Origin of the sequence: Polaromonas sp. CF318 (genome assembly GCF_000282655.1) — a bacterium.
GTDB lineage: Bacteria > Pseudomonadota > Gammaproteobacteria > Burkholderiales > Burkholderiaceae_C > Polaromonas.
In genome coordinates this window covers 110,648-134,067 of the sequence record NZ_AKIV01000076.1, presented here as the reverse complement: position 1 = coordinate 134,067, position 23,420 = coordinate 110,648, and the positions used below count along the sequence as shown (strand labels likewise).

23 protein-coding genes and 1 tRNA gene are annotated in these 23,420 nt (G+C 65.0%); 19 read left to right on the top strand and 5 right to left on the bottom strand.

All coding sequences use genetic code 11. The features are described from left to right. Nucleotides 1–25: 25 nt before the first annotated feature. Genes PMI15_RS15360 through PMI15_RS15345 form a run of 4 tightly spaced genes read left to right on the top strand, consistent with a single transcriptional unit; the run spans nt 26 to nt 3,603 of the window. On the top strand, nt 26–1,441 hold the full coding sequence (locus PMI15_RS15360) for a Rieske 2Fe-2S domain-containing protein (RefSeq protein WP_007870797.1): 1,416 nt from the start codon (nt 26–28) through the stop codon (nt 1,439–1,441). After that, on the top strand, nt 1,438–2,919 hold the full coding sequence (locus PMI15_RS15355) for a glutamine synthetase family protein (protein ID WP_007870794.1): 1,482 nt from the start codon (nt 1,438–1,440) through the stop codon (nt 2,917–2,919). The genes PMI15_RS15360 and PMI15_RS15355 overlap by 4 nt, the downstream gene beginning before the upstream one ends. Before the next feature lie 17 nt (nt 2,920–2,936). Then, nucleotides 2,937–3,269, top strand: coding sequence for a 2Fe-2S iron-sulfur cluster-binding protein (locus PMI15_RS15350; RefSeq protein WP_007870791.1), 333 nt, complete (start codon nt 2,937–2,939; stop codon nt 3,267–3,269). Between the two features lie 31 nt (nt 3,270–3,300). Beyond that, nucleotides 3,301–3,603: an antibiotic biosynthesis monooxygenase gene (locus PMI15_RS15345; protein ID WP_007870788.1), complete on the top strand. Its 303-nt coding sequence runs from the start codon at nt 3,301–3,303 to the stop codon at nt 3,601–3,603. Between the two features lie 62 nt (nt 3,604–3,665). Here the strand turns inward: PMI15_RS15345 and PMI15_RS15340 are convergent, their stop codons facing one another. Continuing rightward, entirely contained in the window at nt 3,666–4,109 is a 444-nt protein-coding gene (locus PMI15_RS15340) for a MarR family winged helix-turn-helix transcriptional regulator (RefSeq protein WP_007870786.1), read from the bottom strand. 136 nt (nt 4,110–4,245) lie between these two features. Between PMI15_RS15340 and PMI15_RS15335 the strand changes: the two genes are divergently transcribed. From PMI15_RS15335 to PMI15_RS15265, 15 genes are all read left to right on the top strand, one after another. Then, nucleotides 4,246–5,445: a 3-hydroxybenzoate 6-monooxygenase gene (locus tag PMI15_RS15335; protein WP_007870784.1), complete on the top strand. Its 1,200-nt coding sequence runs from the start codon at nt 4,246–4,248 to the stop codon at nt 5,443–5,445. A 28-nt stretch (nt 5,446–5,473) separates the two neighbouring features. Next, nucleotides 5,474–6,442, top strand: coding sequence for a tripartite tricarboxylate transporter substrate binding protein (locus PMI15_RS15330; RefSeq protein WP_007870778.1), 969 nt, complete (start codon nt 5,474–5,476; stop codon nt 6,440–6,442). A gap of 16 nt (nt 6,443–6,458) precedes the next feature. Further along, the gene (locus PMI15_RS15325) at nt 6,459–7,829 is read left to right on the top strand and encodes an FAD-dependent oxidoreductase (RefSeq protein ID WP_007870772.1); all 1,371 of its coding nucleotides are present in this window, start codon (nt 6,459–6,461) and stop codon (nt 7,827–7,829) included. Between the two features lie 19 nt (nt 7,830–7,848). After that, nucleotides 7,849–8,943: a gentisate 1,2-dioxygenase gene (gtdA, locus tag PMI15_RS15320; protein WP_007870770.1), complete on the top strand. Its 1,095-nt coding sequence runs from the start codon at nt 7,849–7,851 to the stop codon at nt 8,941–8,943. Beyond that, nucleotides 8,940–9,635 (top strand): fumarylacetoacetate hydrolase family protein, encoded by a 696-nt coding sequence (locus tag PMI15_RS15315; protein ID WP_007870768.1) that lies wholly within the window; start codon nt 8,940–8,942, stop codon nt 9,633–9,635. Before gtdA ends, PMI15_RS15315 begins: the two co-directional genes overlap by 4 nt. A 272-nt stretch (nt 9,636–9,907) precedes the next feature. Next, complete coding sequence (locus tag PMI15_RS15310; protein WP_007870765.1) at nt 9,908–10,417, top strand: TRAP transporter small permease; 510 nt, start codon at nt 9,908–9,910, stop codon at nt 10,415–10,417. Next, nucleotides 10,414–11,733 (top strand): TRAP transporter large permease, encoded by a 1,320-nt coding sequence (locus PMI15_RS15305; protein WP_007870764.1) that lies wholly within the window; start codon nt 10,414–10,416, stop codon nt 11,731–11,733. The genes PMI15_RS15310 and PMI15_RS15305 overlap by 4 nt, the downstream gene beginning before the upstream one ends. Nucleotides 11,734–11,801: 68 nt before the next feature. Then, entirely contained in the window at nt 11,802–12,857 is a 1,056-nt protein-coding gene (locus tag PMI15_RS15300) for a TRAP transporter substrate-binding protein (protein ID WP_007870762.1), read from the top strand. Nucleotides 12,858–12,972: 115 nt separating this feature from the next. After that, on the top strand, nt 12,973–13,527 hold the full coding sequence (locus tag PMI15_RS15295) for an NUDIX hydrolase (protein ID WP_007870760.1): 555 nt from the start codon (nt 12,973–12,975) through the stop codon (nt 13,525–13,527). 140 nt (nt 13,528–13,667) lie between these two features. After that, nucleotides 13,668–14,657 carry a recombination-associated protein RdgC gene (locus PMI15_RS15290; RefSeq protein WP_007870757.1) on the top strand — a complete coding sequence of 330 codons (990 nt, stop codon included), beginning with the start codon at nt 13,668–13,670 and terminating at the stop codon, nt 14,655–14,657. A 108-nt stretch (nt 14,658–14,765) separates the two neighbouring features. After that, nucleotides 14,766–15,479 (top strand): aspartate/glutamate racemase family protein, encoded by a 714-nt coding sequence (locus PMI15_RS15285; RefSeq protein WP_007870752.1) that lies wholly within the window; start codon nt 14,766–14,768, stop codon nt 15,477–15,479. A 133-nt stretch (nt 15,480–15,612) separates the two neighbouring features. Continuing rightward, nucleotides 15,613–16,257, top strand: a complete 645-nt coding sequence (locus PMI15_RS15280) for a TetR/AcrR family transcriptional regulator (RefSeq protein ID WP_007870750.1) — start codon at nt 15,613–15,615, stop codon at nt 16,255–16,257. Then, complete coding sequence (locus tag PMI15_RS15275) at nt 16,254–17,942, top strand: acyl-CoA dehydrogenase family protein (protein WP_007870748.1); 1,689 nt, start codon at nt 16,254–16,256, stop codon at nt 17,940–17,942. The genes PMI15_RS15280 and PMI15_RS15275 overlap by 4 nt, the downstream gene beginning before the upstream one ends. A gap of 7 nt (nt 17,943–17,949) precedes the next feature. Continuing rightward, complete coding sequence (locus tag PMI15_RS15270) at nt 17,950–18,792, top strand: class II aldolase/adducin family protein (protein WP_007870744.1); 843 nt, start codon at nt 17,950–17,952, stop codon at nt 18,790–18,792. 2 nt (nt 18,793–18,794) lie between these two features. Next, on the top strand, nt 18,795–19,703 hold the full coding sequence (locus PMI15_RS15265; protein ID WP_007870742.1) for a Rossmann-like and DUF2520 domain-containing protein: 909 nt from the start codon (nt 18,795–18,797) through the stop codon (nt 19,701–19,703). A gap of 111 nt (nt 19,704–19,814) precedes the next feature. Here the strand turns inward: PMI15_RS15265 and PMI15_RS15260 are convergent. The 4 genes from PMI15_RS15260 to pheT form a co-directional block, all read right to left on the bottom strand. Beyond that, nucleotides 19,815–19,891: transfer RNA gene (locus PMI15_RS15260), tRNA-Pro, on the bottom strand. Between the two features lie 36 nt (nt 19,892–19,927). Continuing rightward, nucleotides 19,928–20,416: a MerR family transcriptional regulator gene (locus PMI15_RS15255; protein ID WP_036839229.1), complete on the bottom strand. Its 489-nt coding sequence runs from the start codon at nt 20,414–20,416 to the stop codon at nt 19,928–19,930. 177 nt (nt 20,417–20,593) lie between these two features. After that, the gene (locus PMI15_RS15250) at nt 20,594–20,971 is read right to left on the bottom strand and encodes an integration host factor subunit alpha (RefSeq protein WP_255348961.1); all 378 of its coding nucleotides are present in this window, start codon (nt 20,969–20,971) and stop codon (nt 20,594–20,596) included. Beyond that, a complete protein-coding gene (gene pheT / locus PMI15_RS15245) occupies nt 20,968–23,394 on the bottom strand; it encodes a phenylalanine--tRNA ligase subunit beta (protein WP_007870737.1) in 2,427 nt (808 codons plus the stop codon). Before pheT ends, PMI15_RS15250 begins: the two co-directional genes overlap by 4 nt. Between the last annotated feature and the right edge of the window lie 26 nt (nt 23,395–23,420).

Below are 23,420 nucleotides of genomic sequence, written 5' to 3'. Positions count from 1 at the left end.
TTACCCTGCATGACAAGGCCTCGCCATGAACGCTGAACAAAACCAACTGTTGACCCGCATCACCGCGGGCACGCCCTGCGGCAAGCTGCTGCGCCAGTACTGGCAGCCCGCCGCGCTGGTCGACGAGTTCAACCCGGCACTGGACCCGCGCATGGCGATCCGCCCGGTCAAGGCGCTGAAACTCTTCGGCCAGGACCTGGTGCTGTTCAAGGATGCCTCCGGCGCCTGGGGCCTGCTGGACCGCGACTGCGCGCACCGCGGCGCCGACCTGTCCTTCGGCCGGCGCGAAAGCGCAGCCCAGGGCGGCGGCCTGCGCTGCCCTTTCCATGGCTGGAAGTTCGCCACCGACGGCCGCTGCCTGGAAACGCCGGCGGAGCCGACCGGCAGCAAGCTGTGCGAACGCATACGTCAGCGCAGCTACCCGGTCATTGAAAAAGCCGGCGTGCTGTTTGCCTGGCTGGGCGACGAGGGCAGTACGCCGCCGCCCTTCCCGGCGTTTGACTGCTTCACCGCGCCGGCCACGCACAGCTTTGCCTTCAAGGGCTTGTGGAACGCCAACTGGCTGCAGGCCTTTGAAGTGGGCATAGACCCGGCGCATCCATCCTTTTTGCACCGCTTTTTGCAGGACGACCCGCTGGACCAGATCGGCGAGAACCCGGCCGGCAAACAGTTTCGCAGCGCCAGTGCCGGCAGCAAGGACGGTGAGCAGTGGCCGATGACGCGCATCATGCGCGAGTTCGCCCAGCCCGACATCAGCTTCGAGAACAAGCCCTGGGGCATGCAGCTGACCGCGCTGCGCGCCATGACCGACAAGCTCACCCACGTGCGCGTGACCAATGCCATCTTCCCGGCCACCTTTGTGATCCCGTTGTCGGAGACCATGACCATCACCCAGATGCATGTGCCGGTAGACGACACCCACACCTACTGGTACACCTTCTTCACGAGTTTTGCCGGCCCGCTGGACCGCGAAAGCATGCGCGCGCAGCGCCAGCAGTTCATCGCCCTGCCCGACTACATCCCCAAGGCCGGCCGCCACAACGACTGGGGCTTTAATGCCGAGGAGCAGATGAGCACCACCTACCTGGGCATGGGCGAGGAAGACATCAATGTGCACGACCAGTGGGCTGTGGAAAGCATGGGCGCGATCCAGGACCGCACGCGCGAGCACCTGGCCACGTCCGACAAGGTCATCATGGCCAACCGGCGCGTGCTGCTCAAGGCGATCGAGACCGTGCAGAACGGCGGCGTGGCCCCCGGCATCGGCGACCCCGCGCAGGCCGCGATGATCACCGGCCCGGACACGGTGGACGGCATCGCGCCGGCCGGCGAGTGGGCCCAGTGGTGGCAGCAAAACGCGCGCGCCAAACGCGAGGGCGCGCCCTGGCTGGATGCCGGCGCCGCATCGCTCGCTTCAGCCGACACCGCCACACAATCATGAGTTTCGCGGCGCAATGCGGCGTGCACGACGCCGCCAGGCAGGCCGCCCAGGCCGAAGCGCTGCGGCGCATCGAGGCCGGCGGCCTGGAGCTGGTGCGCTTTGCCTGGTGCGACCTGCACGGTATGCTGCGCGGCAAGACGCTGGTGGCTTCTGCCGCTGCACAAGCCATGACGGATGGCGTGGGCATGGTCAGCACGCTGCTGCTCAAGGACACGGCCGACCGCACCGCCTACAAGGTGTTCGAGGCCGGCGGCGCCGCGGGCCTGCCGGGTTTTGAATTCGGCGGCAATGTGATGCTGCTGGCCGACCCGGCCAGCCTCCAGCAACTGCCATGGGTCGACAAAACCGGCTGGCTGCAGTGCCAGCCCTGGTTTCCCGACGGCAGCCCGGTCGAACTCGACACGCGCCGCGTGCTGCAAAGCGCGCTGGCCAAGCTGGCCGGGGCCGGCTACGGCATGAAGTGCGGGCTGGAAATCGAATTCCATATCTACCGCATCAACGAGGGCGGGCGGCATCCGCAATTGGACCCCGAACTGGCCGGCTGGCCCGGCCTGCCGCCGCAGGTGAGCATGATCCACCCCGGCTACCACCTGCTGTCCGAGCAGTGGGCCGACATGGCCGAAGAACCACTGCGCATCGTGCAGCGCACGGCGCAGGCGCTGGGCCTGCCACTGCTCTCGCTGGAAATCGAGCTCGGCCCCAGCCAGGTCGAGGCGGTGTTCGAGGCCACCGATGCGCTGGCCGCCGCCGACAACATGGTGCTGTTTCGCAGCGCGGTGAAGCAGGCGCTGCGCCGCGCCGGCTACCACGCGACTTTCATGTGCCGCCCGCCTTTCCCCCACATCATGTCCAGCGGCTGGCATCTGCACCAATCGCTGGTGGACCTGAAAACCGGCGCCAACCTGTTCAAGCGCGCCAATCCCGCGGCCGGCACGACGCCAGCGGATGCGCAGTACACGCTCTCGGAAACCGGCGAGCACTACCTGGCGGGGCTGCTGGCGCATGCGCGCGGCATGACGGCCTTCTGCACGCCCACCATCAACGGCTTCGGGCGCTTTCGGCCCAACGCGCTGGCGCCGCAATCGATCTTGTGGGGCCGCGACAACCGGGGCGCCATGCTGCGTGTGGTCGGCCAGTGCGATGACAAGGGCACGCGCATCGAAAACCGCCTGGGCGAGCCCGCCGCCAACCCCTACCTCTACCTGGCCTCGCAAATCCACGCCGGGCTGGACGGCATCACGCGCCGCCTCAAGGCCCCGCCGGCCACCGATGCGCCTTATGGCGGCAGTGCCGAAAAAATCCCCAGCAGCCTGGGCGAGGCGCTGGAGGCGCTGAAGGCCGACGCCGTGCTGGTGGCCGCCTTCGGCGATACTTTCATCGGCCACCTCACCCACATCAAACAGGCCGAAATCGCCCGCCATGCCGACGCCGAGGACAAGGACGACTGGCAAAGACGCGAATACTTCAGCCGCATCTGACGGCATCACCCCTCTTCATGATCACCCTTCATTTCATCGCGGCCGACGGCCGCACCACCGAGGCCAAAGGCAAGCCCGGCAAAAGCCTGATGGAGGCCGCCGTGGCGGCCGGCATAGACGGCATCGCGGCCGACTGCGGCGGGTTGCTGACCTGCGCCACCTGCCATGTGCATGTCCAGGAGCCCTTCGCCTCCGACACAGCCAGCCTGCCGCCGCCCGACGGCGAGGAGCTGGGCATGCTGGAGTTCACCGCCGCGCCGCGCAGCGCCACCAGCCGCCTGAGCTGCCAGATCAAGCTCACGCCGGCGCTGGACGGATTGACGGTACAGTTACCGGCAACCCAATACTGAGACATCAAATAAAAATCAAAGGAGCTTTTTCATGATTCTCGAACTCGCCGACATCCGCATCCACCCCGGCCAGCAAGCCGCTTTTGACGAAGCCATACAGCGCGGCCTGCGGGAGGTGATTTCCAAGGCCAAGGGCTTCCAGGGTTTCAAGGTCAACAAGGGCATTGAAAGCCCCGAGCGCTACATCCTGCAGATCTTCTGGGATACGCTGGAAAACCACACCGTCGACTTCCGCCAGTCGCCGGCTTTTGCCGACTGGCGCGCCATCGTCGGGCCGTTTTTCGCCGGCCCGCCCACGGTGGAGCATTTCGACCTGGTCGCCAAGTCAGCCTGAGGCCTGGCTGGATCCCATCAAAAACGGGGCTGAAAAGCCCCGTTTTTTTATTCGCGTGCCGGCTAGCGGCCGTCGTTTTCGTGGCCGGTGACCAGCTTGGCCAGCAGCTGGTTGAACTGGACCCGCTCGTTTTCGTCCAGCGGGGCCAGGATGCGCTGCTGGGTCTTGCTCACGGCGCGCTTCATCTGCAGCGCGATTTTTTCGCCCTCGGGCGTAGTCCACAGCAGCTTGCGGCGCTTGTCGGCGGGGTCGGCCTCGCGTTTGACCCAGCCCTTGGCTTCCAGCCGCCCTATCACCGAACCGAAAGTGGCCGGATCGAAGGCCACCCGGCCCGACAGCGTGATCTGGTCCTCGCCGGGGTCGTCCATCAGGGCGTTCAGGATGGCAAACTGCACCGGTGTGGCGTCAAAGCCGGCCGTCTCCTCCATGAAAATCGCCACCGCGAGCTGTTGCGCGCGGCGGATCAGGTGGCCGGGAGCTTCGCTGAAATTAAATGTTTTTGCCATCCGCGGAGTTTAACGGCCCACTTTGCAATTCAGGGTAACTACCAAGGTATCAAGAGCCCTATTGATAAGTATACTTATCATAAAGGCATCCCACTCAAGCCCTCCCTGGCTCAGCCTTTCACCCATCCTCTCACCTATGGCACAAACATCCGCACTTCCTCTCCTCGTCTCGGGCGGCGGCATTGGCGGGCTGGCCGCTGCCATGGTGCTGGCCCAGGACGGCCACCGCGTGACCCTGTTCGAGCAGGCGGCGAGCTTCGGCGAAATCGGCGCCGGCATCCAACTGGGCCCCAACATCTTCCGCATGTTCGACTACCTGGGCCTGACCGAAGCCATCAACCGCGTGGCGTTCTTTCCCGCCGGGCTGGGCATGAACGACGTGCGGACCGGTGAAAAAGTCGTGCGCGTGCCGCTGGGCGACCTGGCCCGCGCAACCTACGGCTTTCCTTATGGCGTGATTTACCGCGCCGACCTGCACCAGGTCTTCCTGGACGCCTGCCGCGCACTGCCCAACGTCACCTTGCGCACCAGCGCCAAGGTCGAGTCCTTTGACCAATCGACCGACGGCGTGACGGTGAAGCTCGAAGGCGGCGAAACCGTGGAAGGCAGCGCGCTGATAGGCGCCGACGGCATGTGGAGCCGCATCCGCGAAGCCGTGGTCGGCGACGGCAAGCCACGCGTGTCCGGCCACATCGCCTACCGCGCGGTGCTCAAGCGCGAGGACGTCCCGACCCATTTGTGGAGCGACGACGTGCTGCTCTGGGGCGGCGAAAAAACCCACCTGGTGCACTACCCGCTGCGCCGCGGCGAACTCTTCAACCTGGTCGCGGTGTTCCACAGCAACAAGTACGACGAGGGCTGGAACACCTTTGGCGACACGGCCGAGCTCAACGAGCGTTTCGCCGGGGCCTGCCCGCAGGTCAAGGAACTGCTGGGCAAGATAGAGACCTGGAAAATGTGGGTGCTGTGCGACCGCGAGCCGGTGAAGAACTGGACCGACAGGCGCGTGACCCTGCTGGGCGACGCCGCCCACCCCATGCTGCAGTACCTAGCCCAGGGTGCCGGCCAGGCCATTGAAGACGCGGTGGTCCTGCGCGAAGCGCTGCGCCATACCCGTGGCGATGTGGAAAAAGCGTTCCAGAAGTACCAGCAAAAGCGCTACCTGCGCACCGGCCGCGTGCAGCTGACGGCGCGTTTTTACGGCGATATTTACCATGCGGCCGGCGTGCAGCGCGAGCTTCGCAACCAGATGTTCCAGAGCGGCACCGAAAGTGCGGGCTTCGCCGGCCTGAAGTGGATGTACGACGGAATCGAGCCTTCAAAACTGTTCCAATGACGGTTTTAAAGCCTCAGGGATTGTTGCGATGAAGCCTTTTGCCACCTTGTTTTCCGCCGTATTTTTGGCCGCCTGCGCGCAATCCGCGATGGCGGCAGCCCCCGCTGCCTGGCCGAGCAAGCCGGTGCGCATCCTCGTGGGCTTTCCCGGCGGCTCCACACCCGACATGGCGGCGCGCACCCTGGCCGAACCGCTGAGCCGCGCGCTCGGCCAGCCGGTGGTCATCGAGAACAAGCCCGGCGCGTCGGGCAATATCGCGGCCGACCAGGTCGCCAAGGCCACCGATGACCATACGCTGGGTGTCGTCATCAACGGCAACCTGACCTCGGCCAAGCTGCTCTACCCCAAGCTGCCTTACGACCCGGTGAAAGATTTCACGCTCATCTCGCTGCTGGCCACCGCACCGCTGGTACTGGTGGCGCCCGCGAACGAGCCCGGCGGGGCCGACTTTTTCACGGCCGCGCGCCAGGGCGGCGCCCAATGGAACTACGGCTCGGTCGGCAACGGCTCGGTCGCCCACCTGGGCATGGAGCTGCTCAAGAGCCGCGTGCCCGGCCTCACGCCCGTGCACGTGCCCTTTGCCGGCAACCCGCAGGTGGTCACCGCCATGCTGGGCGGCCAGATCCAGATGGCGCTGATCCCGCCCGGCGTGGCCATGCCGCATGTGCGCGCGGGCAAACTCAAGGCCATAGGCCTGGCTGGCGGGCGCTCCTCGCTGGTGCCCGAAGTGCCGCCGCTGGCCGATGCCGGCGTGAGCAAAGTCAACCTCGAGGTGTGGACGGCGCTGATAGGCCCAGCCAACCTCTCCAAAGCTGCACAGGCGCGCCTCGCGCAGGAAGTGCCGCGCATCATCCGCGACGCCGACACCCGGCAAAAGCTGTTCAACCAGGGCTGGCAGGCCGTGGGCACATCGCCGGACGGCCTCAAGAGCCGCGTGAAGGACGAGGCCGCCATCCTGGGCGGCATCATCCAGTCGCGCGGCATCAAGCTTGAATAAGCCGCTGAAAACAGTCATGCCTTCCGTTACAGAACCCGCACGCGCCCTGCCCGTTTACGGCGAATTTGACGTGGTCGTCGTGGGCGGCGGGCCAGCGGGCCTGGCCGCCAGCGTCAGCGCCGCACGGCATGGCGCGCGCACCCTGCTGGTGGAGCGCTACGGTTTCCTGGGCGGCATGGGCACGGCCGGCGGCGTCACCAATTTCGCGGGCCTGTACGGCGGCAAGAACGGCGAAATGCGGCAGGTGGTGCGCGGCGTCGTCGACGAGCTGCTGCAGCGCATAGACACGCTGGGCGGCCTGAACGCGCCGCAGGACGGCATGCAGGGCCGCATACGCGTGCGCTCCTATGACGTGTCGGCCTACAAATGCGCGGCCGACCAGTTGCTGGTGGCCGCCGGCGTGCACATCCTCTTCCATGCCTGGGCCGCGGCCGTGGTGATGGAGGGTGATCGCATCAGCGCCCTGGTGGTGGAAACAAAATCCGGCCGCCAGGCCATACGCGCCACGCGTTTTATCGACTGCTCGGGCGATGCCGACGTGGCGAACTTCGCGGGCGTGCCTTTCGAGCTCGGCGACGGCCACGGCAGTGCGCTGTTTCCGTCGACCATGTTCCGTGTCGGCCACGTCGACGCAGCGCGCGCGCTGGCGGCCGTCGGCGAGTTCAAGGCCATCAACACGCTGATGGCCGACAGCCAGGCACGGCATCCGGGCCGCTACAAGTTCCCGCGCGAGGGCGCCATCCTCAGGCCGCAGAAGAACCCGGCCGAATGGCGCGCCAACGTCACGCAGATCCGCAATGCCCAAGGCACGGCCATGGACGCCACCGACGCGCGCCAGCTCAGCGAGGGCGAACTCGAAGGCCGGCGCCAGATCACCGAGTACTTCCGCTTCCTGCGCGACGAGGTGCCGGGTTTCGCGGATTCCGCCATCGTGGACATCGCGCCCCAGGTCGGCATACGCGAGACGCGCCGTATCAAGGGCCTGTATGCGCTGAGCGGCGAAGACATCCTTTCCTCGGCCCGTTTTGACGACGCCATAGGCATCAACGCCTGGCCCATGGAGCTGCACGCCGACGGCCGCATCGACTGGCAGTTTCCGCGCAACGTCGACGCAGCGCAAGGCCGCGCCTACAACGAGCTGCCCTGGCGCATGCTGGTGCCCCAGGGCGTGGCCAACCTGCTGGTGGCCGGGCGCTGCGCCTCGATGACGCATGAGGGCCAGTCGGCCGCGCGCGCCAGCGGCGGCTGTTTTGTGATGGGCCAGGCAGCCGGCACGGCCGCGGCCATGCCGGGCGCGGGCCCGAGTTTTGCCGAGACCGATGTGAAGCAGTTGCAACAGTTGCTCACACGGGACGGCGTGTATTTCGACAACGACGGCGATCTTTAACCCAGGAAGGACACCCATCATGGACATGACGCCCCCTCCCGCCCCCGGCCAGCGCGCAGTGCCCGACGGCGCCGCGCGCAAGGCTTTTTATGAGGCCATTTCGGCGCACAGCATGACGCCGCTCTGGGAGGTGCTGCACGCCCTGGTGCCGCAATCGCCGAGCACGCCCTGCCGGCCGGCGCTGTGGAAATATGCCGATGTGCATCCCTTCCTGATGCAGTCGGGCGAACTGATCACCGCCGAGGAAGCGGTGCGCCGCGTGCTGATCCTGGAGAACCCAGGCCTGCGCGGGCAGTCCTGCATCACGCAGTCGCTCTACGCCGGCCTGCAGGTCATCCTGCCCGGTGAAATCGCGCCCAGCCACCGCCACACGCAAAGCGCGCTGCGCTTCGTGGTCGAAGGCCATGGCGCCTTCACCGCGGTGGACGGCGAGCGCACGCAGATGAAACCCGGCGACTTCATCATCACGCCAAGCTGGACCTGGCACGACCACGGCCACGAAGGCCGCGTCGAATCCGACACGCCGGTGGTCTGGCTGGACGGGCTGGACATCCCGATGCTGCGCTTCTTCGACGCGGGCTTTGCCGAAAACGGCGGCGCCAGGCAGCAGGAAGTCACCAAGCCCCTGGGCATCAGCAGCCACCGCTACGGCGCCAACATGCTGCCGATGCGCTACGACGCGCCTTTCGGCCAGACTTCGCCCATCTTCAGCTATCCCTACGAGCGCACCCGCGAGACCCTGCACCAGCTGGAGATGCATGCCGACATCGACGCCTGGGACGGCGTCAAGCTGCGCTACGTGAACCCGGCCACGGGCGGCTCGCCCATGCCCACCATGGCGACCTTTATGCAGCGCCTGCCCGCGGGTTTTGCCGGCAAGCCCTGGCGCCAGACCGACGGCGCCGTGTTCAGCGTGGTCGAGGGTTCAGGCACCGTTCACATCGAGCGCAACGGCGAGACTCAGGTTTTCGAGTTCGGCCCGCGCGACCATTTTGTGATTCCGTCGTGGCACACTGCGCAATTGCGTTCGGCGCAAGCTTGTGTGCTGTTCAGTTTTTCAGACCGCCCGGTGCACCAGGCCCTGGGCATACACAGAGAAGAAAGGTTGTCATGAGTTTTGTCATCACCCCACCGGCCACGGTGTCCGTCCCCGTCGTCGGCACCAAGGAGCGTTTTCCCGTGCACCGCATTTACTGCGTGGGCCGCAACTACGAAGAGCACGCCAAGGAAATGGGTTTTACCGGCCGCGAGCCGCCCTTCTTCTTCCTGAAACCGGCCGACGCCATCGTCGCGGTGGACGCCGGCAGCACCGGCACCATTCCCTACCCCAGCCTCACCAAAAACCTGCACCACGAGATCGAGCTGGTGGTGGCGATCGGCACCGGCGGCAAGAACATCAAGGCCGCCGACGCGCACAAGCACATCTACGGCTACGCCGTGGGCCTGGACATGACGCGCCGCGACCTGCAGGGCGAGATGAAAAAGCAGGGCCGCCCCTGGTGCATCGGCAAGGCCTACGACCACTCCGCGCCTATAGGCCCCATCACGCCCGCGGCCCAGGCCGGCGACGTGAACAATGCCGAGCTGTACATCCAGGTCAATGGCACGGACCGCCAGCGCAGCAATGTCTCCAAGCTGATCTGGAACATCGCCGAAACCATTGAACACCTGTCGACGGCCTGGGAACTGCAGCCCGGCGACCTGATTTACACCGGCACGCCCGAAGGCGTGGCGGCGGTGGTGTCCGGCGACACCATGGTCGGCAGCGTGGCCGGCCTGGGCACGCTGACCGTCAAGGTCGCGTAAGCACGCTGACCGTCAAGGTCGCGTAAGCACGCTTTCGCCCATGTCCGCGCCCACACCGCAGGCGGCGACGACAAGCATGAACGGCCGCCTCGCGCGGCCGTTTTTCATGGCGGGCGGTTTGCGCGATGAACGCGCATCTGTTTTAATCATCGCGCAAATACCCTGGCCTCTTCGGGTAAGCCGCCTGCCCGGATGAAGCCGCCATTCTGATAATCGGCCCATGCGGTCCGGGGACGTTCCCGAGATCCTGTCCTGCCTTTCGGAGACCCTACTTGAAAATCCTGCAGTCCCTCGCAAAACTCTGCGCCGTGCTGGCCGGCGTGCTGCTCACGGCCATCACCTTGATGACCTGCGCCAGCCTGATAGGCCGCAACCTGCTGGGCGCCACACTGGTCGGCGACTTCGAGCTCACCGGTGTGGTGACCGGCGCGGCCATCGCGCTTTTCATGCCCTTTTGCCAGATCAAGCGCGGCAACATCATCGTGGACTTTTTCACGGCCAGGCTGAGTCGGCCTTCCAACGACAGGCTGGACCGTTTCGGCGCGCTGCTGCTGGGCGTCATCTTCGGCCTGCTGGCCTGGCGCACGGTGCTGGGCGGCCTCAACTCCTACAACACGCACTCGGAAACCCAGATCCTGGGTTTTCCGGAATGGACGGTCTACGCCGCCATGGTTCCGCCCTTCGTGCTGACCTGCGTGATCGGTTTTTACCAGGCCGTTTTCGGCTTCGGCGATGCCCATGAAACACGCGACGCGCTGGACGAGCTGGAGGCGCACATATGAGCTCCATCACGCTCGCCCTGGTCATTTTCGGCATCATGCTGGTCTTCATGGCCATCCGCGTGCCTATTGCGGTCGCCATGTTCACCGCGGGCGCCATCGGTTATGTGATGCAAACCGGATGGGGCCCGTTTTCCAGTTTCCTCAATACCCAGGCCTTCGCGCGCTTTGCCAGCTATGACCTGTCGGTAATCCCGCTCTTCATCCTGATGGGACATTTCGCGACGCAGGGAGGCATCAGCCGCGCGCTGTTCAGTTTCGCGGCCGGCGTGATGGGCCGCTTCAAGGGCGGGCTGGCCATGGCCTCCATCCTCGCGTGCGCGGCTTTCGGCGCCATCTGCGGGTCTTCGGTCGCCACGGCCGCCACCATCACCGGCGTGGCGCTGCCCGAAATGAAGCGCCACGGCTATTCGGGCCGGCTGTCCACCGGCACGCTGGCGGCAGGCGGTACCCTGGGCATCCTGATCCCGCCGTCCGTACCGCTGGTGATTTACGCCATCCTCACCGAGCAGAACATTGCCAAGCTGTTTGCCGCAGCCATGGTGCCGGGCATCATCGCGATGTTCGGCTACATGGTGGCTATCGCCATCTACGTGCGGCTGGTGCCCGGCCAGGCCCCCGAGGTGGACGACGACAGGCCGCCCATGACGCTGGCTTCCCTGATGGGCATACTGCCCATCGCCCTCATCTTCATGATCGTCTTCGGCGGCATTTACGGCGGCTTGTTCACGCCCACCGAAGGCGCGGCCGTGGGCGCGGCCGCCACCTTTGTGGCCGCGTTGATCAAGCGCGAGATCACCTGGGCCAAGTTCAAGCTGTGTTTTTACGCCACCGCGGAAAGCTCGGCCATGATCTTCCTGATTTTCATAGGTGCCGACCTGATGAACTCCGCCCTGGCCCTGACCCAGGTGCCCAACCAGCTCGCCGGCGTGGTCGGCGGCTGGGGCCTGTCGCCCCTGATGGTCGTCACGGCCATCCTGCTGTTTTACGTGGTGCTGGGCGCGGTGATGGACGAGCTGTCCATGCTGCTGCTGACCATACCGATCTTTTTCCCCATGGTCATGGGCCTGGACTTCGGCATGGCCAAGGAATCCACCGCGATCTGGTTCGGCATCATGGTGCTGATGACGGTGGGCTTCGGCATGCTGGCGCCGCCGGTGGGGCTGAACGTCTACGTCGTCAACGGCCTGGCCAAGGACGTGCCCATCAGCGAAAGCTACAAGGGTGTGATGCCCTTCCTCATCAGCGACACCATCCGCACTACTTTGCTGCTGTTGTTCCCCGGCATATCGCTGTGGCTGGTGAAATACATCGGCTAGGGCTTTCACCGCTTCTCAAACCCGCTCGCTTGCCTTAAGTTACCCATATTGCCCACAGGAGACACGCCATGATTCAAAGACGAACCCTTCTTAAAACCGGCGCCGCCGCCGCCGCGCTGGGCGCACCGGCCCTCTCCAGTCTGGCCCAGCAGGCCGTGACCCTGAAGTTCCACACCTTCATGTCGCCCTCGTCCAACGTCTGGCTGGCCATGCACAAGCCCTGGATGGAAAAGGTCGAAAAGGAATCGGGCGGGCGCATCAAGTTCGAGGGCTACCCGGCCATGCAGCTGGGCGGCACGCCCGTGCAGCTCTACGACCAGGTCAAGGACGGTGTGGTCGACGTGGTCTGGACCCTGCCCGGCAACACCGCCGGCCGCTTCCCGCGCATCGAGGTGTTTGAGCTGCCTTTCATCATGTCCAACGCCGAAGCGACGTCCAAGGCCTATTGGGAATACGTGCAGACAGTCGCGCCCGATGAATTCAAGGACACCCAGGTGCTGGCGCTGCAGGTGCACGGCCCCGGCGTGATCCACACGGTGGACAAGCCCGTCAAGTCCATCGCCGACATGCGCGGCCTCAAGCTGCGCGCACCGACCCGCCAGGTGACCAAGCTCATGGGCGTGCTGGGCGCCACGCCGGTCGGCATGCCGCTGCCGCAGATTCCCGACGCGCTGAGCAAGGGCACCATCAACGGCTGTGTGATTCCCTGGGAGGTCGTGCCTTCTGTCAAGGTCAACGAGCTCACCAAATTCCACGCAGAGTTCGACCCCGCCGGCGGCAGCCTCTACACCACCACCTTTGTGATGGCCATGAACAAGGCCAAGTACAACTCGCTGGCGCCCGATCTCAAGAAGGTCATCGACAACAACTCCGGCATGGCGACCTCGGCCTGGCTGGGCAAGGTGCAGCAGGGCAACGACGTCCCCGGCCGCAAGACCGCCAGCGACCGCGGCAACACGATTTACACCGTGAGCGCGGCCGAAGCCCAGGATTTCCGCCGCAAATCGCGCACGGTGGAAGTCGAGTGGGTGGAAGACATGAACAAAAAAGGCTTCGATGGCAAGAAGCTGCTCGACACGGCACGCAGCCTCATCGAAAAGCATACCAAGACGACCAAGGCCTGAGCCCTACGCGTTACGCGCACACCCAAAAAACCGGGCCCTGGGCCCGGTTTTTTTTGACGCCTGCCGGCCTTGCGCCGGCCCGCCGCCCGCAAGTCGATGCCGCTACACTCATTTGATGCACCGCCCTCCCCTGAAACACTGCCGCGTCTGTGGCACCGCCGTGGCCTACAGATTGCCGGATGACGGCGACACCAAGGAGCGCGCGGTCTGCCCGGCCTGCAACACCGTCCACTATGAAAACCCGCTCAATGTGGTCGGCACCGTGCCCACCTGGGGCGCGGACGGCGCGCAGGTGCTGCTCTGCAAGCGCAACATCGAACCGCGCTGGGGCAAGTGGACCTTGCCCGCCGGTTTCATGGAACTGGGCGAAACCACTTCCGAAGGCGCGGCCCGTGAGACCGATGAAGAAGCCGGCGCGCAATTTGAGATGCTGGGCCTTTTCACCGTGATGAACGTGGTGCACGTCGGCCAGGTCCACCTCTTCTACCGGGCGCGCCTGCTCAGCACCGAGTTCAATCCCGGCCACGAAACCATAGAGGCACGGCTGTTCACCGAAGCCGAAATTCCCTGGGACGAGATCGCCTTCAGGACGGTCAAGGAAACCCTGGAGCGCTACTTTGAAGACAGGCGCAAGGGTGCCTTCGGTATCCATACCACCGATATCGCATGAGCGCCGGCGGACCGCGCAACCCGTCCGGGCGGACCCGGTAGAATTTCCCGCATACCGGCCAATCCACCACAAGGCCTTCGCTTTCACCCGGCCCCGCGGCCAGGCTCCTTTCCCTGTCTCCCACACCCTCCCCGGAATCCATGTTCAATACCGCGATCTTTTTCCGCATTGCCGATGATTTTGTGTTGCCGCCCCTGGAGGCGCTGGAAGAGATTTTCCAGTCCCACCGCTTTGTGCCCTGCGGCGCGACCGAACCCGAGTCCAGCGGCTGGGTGCCGCCGCGCGGCAACAAAAGCACCGTGCTGCTCGAAAGCGTAGGCCGCTCGGTAATTGCCCGGCTGTGCACCGAGCGCCGGCCCGTACCCTCCTCCGCCGTGAAGGCCGCGGTAGACGAGCGCATTGAAAAATACAAAGAGGAAACCGGCCGCGAACGCGTGGGCGCCAAGATCAAAAAAGAGTTCAAGCAGGAAGTCATGCTGGACCTGCTGCCGCGCGCCTTCACCAAACGATCCACCACCACGCTGTGGATAGACCCGGTGAATAAATTCCTGGTGATCGATTCCGGCAACCTCACGGGCGCCGACAAGGTCATCAGCTACCTGGTGGAGGCGCTCAGCGAAATCCCCGGCGCCCTGCCCGGCCTCAAGGCCAGCCCCATACAGACGCAGATGTCGGCCGCCGCCGCGATGTCGCACTGGCTGTCGACGCGTGAAGCGCCCTACAACTTCACCGTGGACCGCGACTGCGAACTCAAGACGCCCGACGACCAGAAGGCGACCGTGCGCTATTCGCGCCACACCCTGGACATCGACGAGGTGGCCCAGCACATCGCCGCCGGCAAGCTGCCTACGCAGCTGGCCATGACCTGGAACGAGCGCGTGTCCTTCGTGCTCACCGAAACCGCGCAACTCAAAAAACTCAAGCTGCTCGACGTGGTGCTGGACGGTGTGCAGGAAAGCGGCAAGGACGACGACGGCTTTGACACCGACGCGGCCATCATCACCGGCGAGTTGTCTTCGCTGATCCCCGACCTGCTGGATGCGCTGGGCGGCGAACTGGGCGAGGGCGAGGCCGTTCCCGGACAAACTGCAGTCGCGGCCCCGCCCGAACTGGCCCCCGAACCCGCCTGAGCGCTCAGGGTTTTCCGGGAGTTGAAATCCCGCGGCGGCGGCACCAGCTGACAGGGTAGCCGCGCGAGTTCCCGCTGCGACACATCTCCGCACAAGGTTGTGAACACCATGGTGAAACCCCAGCACATCGGCATCGTCGGCTGCTCCGCGGAAGGCGCGGCGCTTTGTTACCAGACCATCTGCACCGAAGGTGCCAAACTGCTGGGCCCGCACGCCCATCCCGAGGTGAGCCTGCACACGCCGTCGCTGGCCGACTACATGGCCTGTATTTACAAAGATGACTGGCGCGGCGTAGGCGACATCATGCTGGCCTCGGCCCACAAGCTCGCGGCGGCAGGCGCCGACTTCCTGATCTGCCCCGACAACACCATCCACCAGGCCTTCGCTCATGTGGAAGCGCGCTCGCCCCTGCCCTGGCTGCATATTGCCGAGGTCGTGGCCGCGGAAGCCGCGCAGCGCGGTTTTCTGCGCCTGGGCATCACCGGCACCCGCTGGCTGGTGGGTAGCGAGGTCTACCCCGAAAAACTCCGTGCGCGCGGGCTGGACTACCTGCGGCCCACAGACACCGAGCGCGACGAGATCAACCGCATCATCATGGACGAGCTGGTTTACGGCGTGTTCAAATCCGAGGCGATCACCTACTTCCAGCAAGTCATGTCGCGCATGAAGGGCGCAGGCTGCGATGCCGTCGTGCTGGGCTGCACCGAAATCCCGCTGATCATGAGTGACGCGAATTCGCCCCTGCCGACGCTGGATTCCACGCGCCTGCTTGCACGTGCCGCGCTTCACCGGGCGGTACGGGGTGTGGCGCCTGCCGCCTGAATCGCCCTCTCCATTTCACCGAGGCCGGCAACACGGCCTCCCCTAAACCTGCGGCAAGCGCGCTTGCAATGGGTTGAAAATTGGCCTAATATGAACTGATATTCACTTTCAATGAATTCATATTCATAAATCCATGCCAGCAGCAGCAAACCGGATAGAACGTCTCCAGGCCACCAAAACCTTGATCCTGGAAGCGGCCCGCGACGCGGTCGCCTTGAGCGGCTGGAAGGATGCGCAGATAGCCTTGATCGCCGCGAAGGCGGGCGTGGCCACCGGTAGCGTCTACCGCTACTTCGACTCCAAGGCGGATCTGTACGCCCAGGTGCTGGCACTGGTCTCGCAGCGGGAGGTCGACGTGGTCCGGGAGATCGTCGACTCGGAAGGACCGGCCGCGCAGCGCCTGGTCGATGCGATCTACAGCTTCTCGCTGCGCGCCATGCGCGGGCGCCGGCTGGCCTATGCCCTCATTGCCGAGCCCTGCGAACCCGAAATCGACGCCGCCCGCCTCCAGTACCGGGCGGCGCTGGGTGACCAGATCGCACGGCTGGTCGTGCAGGGCATTGCCAGCGGTGAATTCATCGAGGTGGACCCAGGCGTGGCGGCCTCGTGCGTGACGGGCGCCTTCATGGAAGCATTGGTCGGCCCACTGGCGCCGGAGGCGGTGCCCGATTCCGACTCCGCCAAGGCCATCGCCCAGACAACCGCCAGCCTGGCGGCACGCATGCTGTTCCGCCACGCGGCGCCCAAGCTGAAACTGGTCTCCAGGGACGCACCGTGAACCAACCTTACGAGACGCCTTTCACGGCCTCCGCGCCCGGCCTCGCGGCAGCGACGCATGAAGTGCTGAATCAGGCCGCCTCGGCCAACGGCTTCAACGCATTCGATGGTGATGAGGCGCTGCGTGAGCTGGTCGGAAAAATCGCTCCCTGGGCCACCGGAAAATGCAGCGCGCTGGGTGCGCTGGCGGGTAACGAAACGCTGCAGGATGCCGCGCGCCTGGCCAACGAATTCGAGCCGCGGTTGCGCACGCACGACCGCTTCGGCCATCGCACGGACTGGGTGGAGTTCCACCCGGCCTGGCACCAGCTGATGGCCGCGGCCTTCGGCCATGAGGTGCACAGCCTGGCCTGGACCACGCAGAACGGCAAGGGTCACTTTGCACGCGCCGCGCTGAGCTACCTCTGGAACCAGGTCGAGAACGGCGTGGGCTGCCCGACCGGCATGGCTTACGCGGCGGTGGCCGGCTTCACCGGCAAGCCGCCGCTTGAAGCCTGGCGGCAGAGGACGCTGGCCGCGGACTACGACCCGCGCCGCCTGCCCATCGAACAGAAACGTGCCGCGGTCATCGGCTACGCGATGACTGAAAAACAAGGCGGCTCCGATTTGCGCCAGACGCAGACCACGGCCGAGTTCACCGGCAGCGGCACGGACGGCGACACCTATAGCATCACCGGCCACAAATGGTTTTGCTCGGTGCCAGTGGCCGACGGCTTCTACACGCTGGCGCAAACCCGCTCGGGGGTGAGCTGCCTGTTTGTTCCGCGCTTCCGCCCGGACGGCAGCCAGAATAATTTTTTCATCCAGCGCCTCAAGGACAAGTGCGGCAACCGCTCCAACGCCTCCAGCGAGATCGAGTACCGCGACACCTGGTCCATGCTGGTGGGCGAGGAAGGACGCGGCATACGCGAAATTCTTTCGCATGCACACCTGACGCGCCTGGACTTCGCGGTGGGCTCGGCCGGCCTGATGCGCCAGGCCCTGACGCTGGCGATCAACCATGCCCAGACGCGCACGGCCTTCGGTAAGCCCATGTCAGAGCTGCCGATGCAGTGCAATGTGCTGGCCGACCTGGCGATCGACAGCGAGGCGGCAATGCTGGGCGCGATGCGCGTGGCGCGGGCTGTGGACGGCATGGCATCCAGCGAGCACGAAAACCTGCTCTCCCGGGTGGCGACGCCGGCGATGAAGTACTGGAACTGCCAGCGCGCGCCGGTTTTTGTCTACGAATGCGTGCAGGTTCACGGCGGCAACGGTTTCATCATGGAGAACCCCGTGGCCCGGCTGTACCGCGAGGCGCCGCTCAATTCGATCTGGGAAGGCAGTTCCAACATGATGTGCATGGATGTGCTGCGCGCCATGGACAAGGATGGTCGTTGCCGCGACGCCCTGGTCGAGGAGCTGTGGCTGCACCGCGGCGCGAATGCCGCCTACGACCGCTTCATCGACGACCTCGCCGGCCACCTTGCCCGCTCCTATCCGCACGACGGCCATGCGCGCATGCTGGTCACGCGCATCGCGCTGGCCTTGCAGGCGGGCGAGATGTTGGCGCACGGCACGCTGGAGGCCGCGGAGCTTTTTATCGCGTCGCGCCTGGAAAGCAACGGCCTGCCGGTGTTCGGTGCCCTGCCCGATTCACAGGCCTTGCCCGCCATCGTGCGGCGGGCGGCGGTGATTGGCCATTGAGCCGCCCATGGACGCTCCCCTCACGCTTGCCGAAAGCCAGGTCCGCGCGCATGTGGGCGAGGCAGAATGGGCGACCCGCGTCGACCTCGCCGCCTGCTACCGCCTGCTGGCCGTCTACGGCATGACGGACCTCATCTACAACCACGTCAGCGCGCGCATTCCGGGCAGCAGGGAGCAGTACCTGATCAACCCCTACGGCATGCTGTACGAGGAGATCACGGCATCCAGCCTGGTGAAGATCGACGTGGAAGGCCGCACATTGCTGCAGCCGGACCATGGCTACAACGTCAACGTCGCGGGCTTTTACCTGCACGCGCCCATCCACCTGGCCCGGCCCGACGTGCGGTGCATCATTCACACGCACACCCGCGCCGGCACGGCCGTCAGCGCGCTCGCCGAAGGCCTGCTGCCGCTGTCGCAGACCGCCATGCGCTTTCACGGCCGCGTGGCCTACCATGACTTCGAGGGCCCGGCGATCAACGGCGCCGAGTGCGCTCGCGTGGTGGACGACCTGGGCCCGCACGACATCCTCATGCTGCGCAACCACGGCCTGCTGGTGTGCGGCCTCAGCATCGCGCAGGCCTTCAACGCCATGTACTGGCTTGAAAACGCGTGCCGCATCCAGGTGGACATCCTGGGCTGCAGCCGGGCCATTCACCACCCGACGGGTTCGGCGATCGCCAACACGGTGAGCTGTTTTTCCGGCGAGGAGATCACGCTCACCAACGAGGCACGAACCAACCCGGTTCTGAACGCCGCCGCGCGAACACCGCATGGCGGCTATGGCAGCCTGGAGTGGCCCGCGCTGCTGCGCAAACTGGATCGCCTCGATCCTTCTTACAGGAATTGAGCATGCCGACCAGGGACAGCACCATGGGTTTTATCGGCTGCGGCCGGGTGGGCCGGACGCTGGCCCGAGCCCTGGCGAATGCCGGCTACACGGTATCGGCGGCCTGGACACGCGATCGGGAGGCACTGCAACGATTCGCCAATGAAATTCCCGGCGTGATGCCCTGCGGCGCGGCGCAAGACCTCGTGGCCCGCTGCGATTTTGTCTGGATCACCGTGGCTGATGATGCCATTGCATCCGTCGCGCAGTCCCTGCAATGGTCACCGCGGCACCGCGTTGTGCATTGCAGCGGTGCCACCGGACTGGCGGCGCTGTCCAAAGCGATGCGCGAAGGCGCCCGGACCGGCGGCTTTCACCCCTTGCAGATGTTTGCCAATCCCGAGGTCGCCCTGCAGGGCTTGCCGGGCTGCACTGTGGGGATCGCGGCGGACGGCGATTTCGCGGCGGAGCTCGGCGATGTCGCCACCCGGCTCGGTTGCATTCCCTTCCGTGTTCCGGAAGGCAGCCGGGCGCTGTACCACGCGTCAGCGTACTACGTGGGCCCGTTTCTGATCGCGCTGCTGCGCGAAGCGTCCCTGCTCTGGAAATCTTTTGGCGGAACCGAGCAGCAAACACTGGATGCCCTGCTGCCGCTGCTGGCCGGCACTGTCGCGGCCGTGAAAGATGCGGGATTGGCCAAAGGCATGGGCGGCTGCGTGGCCCGCGGCGACGTCGGCACGGTCGGCAAGCACCTGGAGGCGTTGAACGAACTCTGCACGGATGCGCACGCTGCGCTCTACCGTGAGCTCGCGCTGCGCACCGTGCCCATGGGACTGGAGCGAGGCACGCTGAAGCCGGAAGGGGCCGCACGCATTCAGTCGGTGCTGCGCGAGGTGCCCCGCAAGACAAACCGCGCAAGGGCCTACTTATAAAGAGCAATCGCGCGCTGGACACGGCCGCAAGAGGCCAAAGAAGAAAAAGGCGGCGAGCGAAAAACAAAAAAGCCGGTTAGCGTTAGCTAACCGGCTCTCTGCTGGTTTTAATGGTCGGTGTGAAAGGATTCGAACCTTCGACCCCTTGCACCCCATGCAAGTGCGCTACCAGGCTGCGCCACACACCGACAAGCCTTAGATTATAGCCTGCTGAAAGGCACTTCTCAGTGGTTGTTGCCCAGGAGATCGCGGATTTCGAACAACTCGCGGCGCACCAGCAGCAACCTTTGCTGCGCGGCGGCCCCTGTGGGCAGGTCGGCACCCTCGGGTTCGCTATCCTCAAAGTCGGCGTGGTCGGTTGAATCCTCAAAATCCTCGAGCAGCGAATCGCCGCCTTCAAGCACTTCGACACCGTCGAGCATGACCTCCCCGTTGCGGCGCTTGTCGCGTTCGATCTGGACGATTTCCTGGAGCTTGTTGCGCGCGCCGCTGATCGTGAAGCCCTGGTCGTAGAGCAGGTCGCGGATGCGCCGGATCATGAGCACCTCATGGTGCTGGTAGTAGCGCCGGTTGCCGCGCCTTTTCATCGGGCGCAGCTGCGTAAACTCTTGCTCCCAATAACGGAGCACGTGAGGTTTGACGCCGCACAAGTCGCTGACTTCACCGATAGTGAAATAGCGTTTCGCCGGGATAGGTGGAAGAGTTTTCTCCAATTAAATCAATGCGCTAAGGAGGAAACCTCCAAATCTACTCTAAGTCGAAAGTTAGCGCAAAGAGTTGCTTGGCTTTTTTGAAATCTGTTGCTCCGTCACACAAGTAACACGAAGTTACCAACCCATCGCTGCGGTGCAATAAGACGGTGTCGGCGCGGCCTGGAGCGCGGCCCCAGGCTATTCCGTCGGGTTTTCGCCCTGAATCTGGTCTTTGAGCTTGTGGCTGGCGTGGAAGGTGACCACGCGGCGGGCCTGGATGGGGATGGCTTCGCCGGTTCGGGGATTGCGACCGGGGCGCGGAGCCTTGGTGCGGATCTGGAAATTGCCAAAACCGGAAATTTTTACATCATTTCCGTCCACCAGGCTGTCTGAAATCAGGTCGAAAAACGCGTCGATCATGTCTTTCGATTCGCGTTTGTTGAGCCCGATCTGCTCAAACAGCAATTCGGCGAGGTGCGCCTTGGTCAACGCCGGGGTCTCCAGGCTTTCTACAGAAAATTCCATGCGGCAGTGCTCCTGGCGTTTTTTATTTTGGAAGGTTCGTGGAAGCCTCAGGCACGCAGGCGCGCCCCGAGTTGCCCCTGCAGATTCGCGAGAACCGCCTGAACGGCCGCCTCAATCTCCTCGTCGGTCAGTGTAGCGGTGTCGCTGGAAAGCACCAAGCGCACGGCCAGGCTTTTTTCACCCATTTGCATGCTGGCGCTGGCCTGTTGCGGCCTGTAGACGTCAAACAGGGTGGCCCCCTTGAGCAGGCCCTGCGTGGCTGCGCCGTGGATGGCCGCCATGAGCGCGGCGTGCGTGGCGCCCTCAGGCACGATGACGGCGATGTCGCGCTCCACGGGCTGCAGCTTGCTGACCGGCATGAATTCGGGCACCGGGCGCTGCAGGACCGCGTCCAGTTCGAGTTCGAACAGCAATGGGGCCTGGGCCAGGTCATAGCCCTGGCGCCATTGCGGATGCAGCTCGCCCACAAAACCCACGGCCTTGCCGCCCGCCGACACGCTGGCGCAGCGGCCGGGGTGCATGGCGGGATGCGCGGAGGGCGCAAAGACCGCCTGGAGCGGCGCGAGCAAAGCCTCGACATCGCCCTTGATGTCGAAGAAATCCACAGCCTTGTCGGACTGGCTCCAGTTCAGGGCAGCCCGCGGCCCGTAGGCCAGGCCGGCGACGCGCATGGGCTGACTGAAACCGGCTACGGTGGTATCGGTGTTCTGGGTATGGGCGTCGCGCAGGAAAACACGGCCCAGCTCAAACACGCTCACACGGGAGGCCTTGCGGTCCAGGTTGAACTTGAGCACCTGCAGCAGCGAGCCCAGCAACGAGGAGCGCATGACGCTCATCTGGCTGGCGATCGGGTTGAGCAGCTTGATGGGGTTCGGGTTGCCGGCGAGTTCGTGCTCCCAGCGCTCTTCCACAAAGCTGAAGTTGATGGTTTCCTGGTAACCGAGCGAAGCGAGCGCGCGGCGCACGGCAAAGGGGCTGCGCTCGGATTCGGCGCGCAGCCGTGCCGTGATGGGTGCCAGCGGCGGCGTGTCGGGCAACTGCTGGTAGCCCACCATGCGCACCACTTCTTCGATGAGGTCTTCCTCGATCTGCAGGTCAAAACGGTAGCTGGGCGGCGTCACCGTGAGGGTGCCCTCGCCCTGCGTCACCGGCAAACCCAGGCGCTGGAGCGCATCCAGGCACTGCGCCTGGGTGAGCGGCATGCCGATGACCTTGGCGGCGCGCGCCACGCGCAGGGTGACGGGTGCCGCCTTAGGCACATTGACCTGCTGGTCATCCATGGGGCCGCAGGCGGTTTGCGGCGTGCCGCAGATGTCGATGATCAGCTGGGTGATGCGGTCGATGTGCTCCACGGTCTGGCCAGGGTCAACGCCGCGCTCGAAACGATGGCCGGCGTCAGTCGAAAAGTTGTAGCGGCGCGAACGGCCGGCGATGGATTTCGGCCACCAGAAAGCGGCTTCCACGTAAACATGTTTCGTGTCGTCGGACACTGCGGTGGCGTCGCCGCCCATGATGCCGGCCAGGGACTCAACCTGAGCGTTGTCGGCGATGACGCCAACCTTTTCATCAACCGTCACGGTATTGCCGTTGAGCAGCTTGAGTGTCTCGCCAGGCTTGCCCCAGCGGACGTCGAGCCCGCCGTGGATTTTGTCGAGGTCAAAGATGTGCGAGGGACGGCCGAGTTCGAACATCACGTAGTTCGAGATGTCGACCAGCGCGGTCACGCTGCGCTGGCCGCAGCGCGCCAGACGGTCCACCATCCACTGCGGCGTGGCGGCTTTGGTGTTGACGTTGCGTACCACGCGGCCCGAAAAGCGGCCGCAGAGATCGGGCGCGCTGATCTTGACCGGCACCCTGGTCGTGTCCACGGCGGCCACGGCCGGGATAGACGGCGCGCTCAGCGGCGCGCCGGTGAGCGCGGCGACTTCGCGCGCGACGCCGTAGACGCTCAGGCAATGCGCGAGGTTGGGCGTGAGCTTGAGGGTGAACAGGGTGTCGTCCAGGCGCAGGTGCTCGCGGATGTCCTGGCCCAGCGGCGCGTCGGCAGCCAATTCGAGCAAACCGCCATGGTCTTCGGAGAGCTTGAGCTCGCGCGCCGAGCACAGCATGCCCTGGCTTTCCACGCCGCGCAGCTTGCCGACCTTGATCAGGAAGGGCTTGCCGTCTTCACCGGGCGGCAGCTCAGCGCCGACGAGGGCGCAGGGCACCTTGATGCCGACACGGGCGTTAGGCGCGCCGCAGACGATGTTGAGCAGGCTGCCCTGCCCCACGTCGACCTGGCAAACGCGCAGGCGGTCGGCGTCAGGATGCTGGACGGCCTCCTTGATTTCGCCGACGACGATTTTGGTGAAGGGCGGTGCCACGGGCTTGAGCTCTTCGACCTCCAGGCCGGCCATGGTGAGGGTGTCGGCAAGCTGCTGGGTGTCGAGCGGCGGGTTGCAAAATTCGCGCAACCAGGATTCTGGGAATTGCATGGTGAGACCTTGTTGTTCTTGTTCTT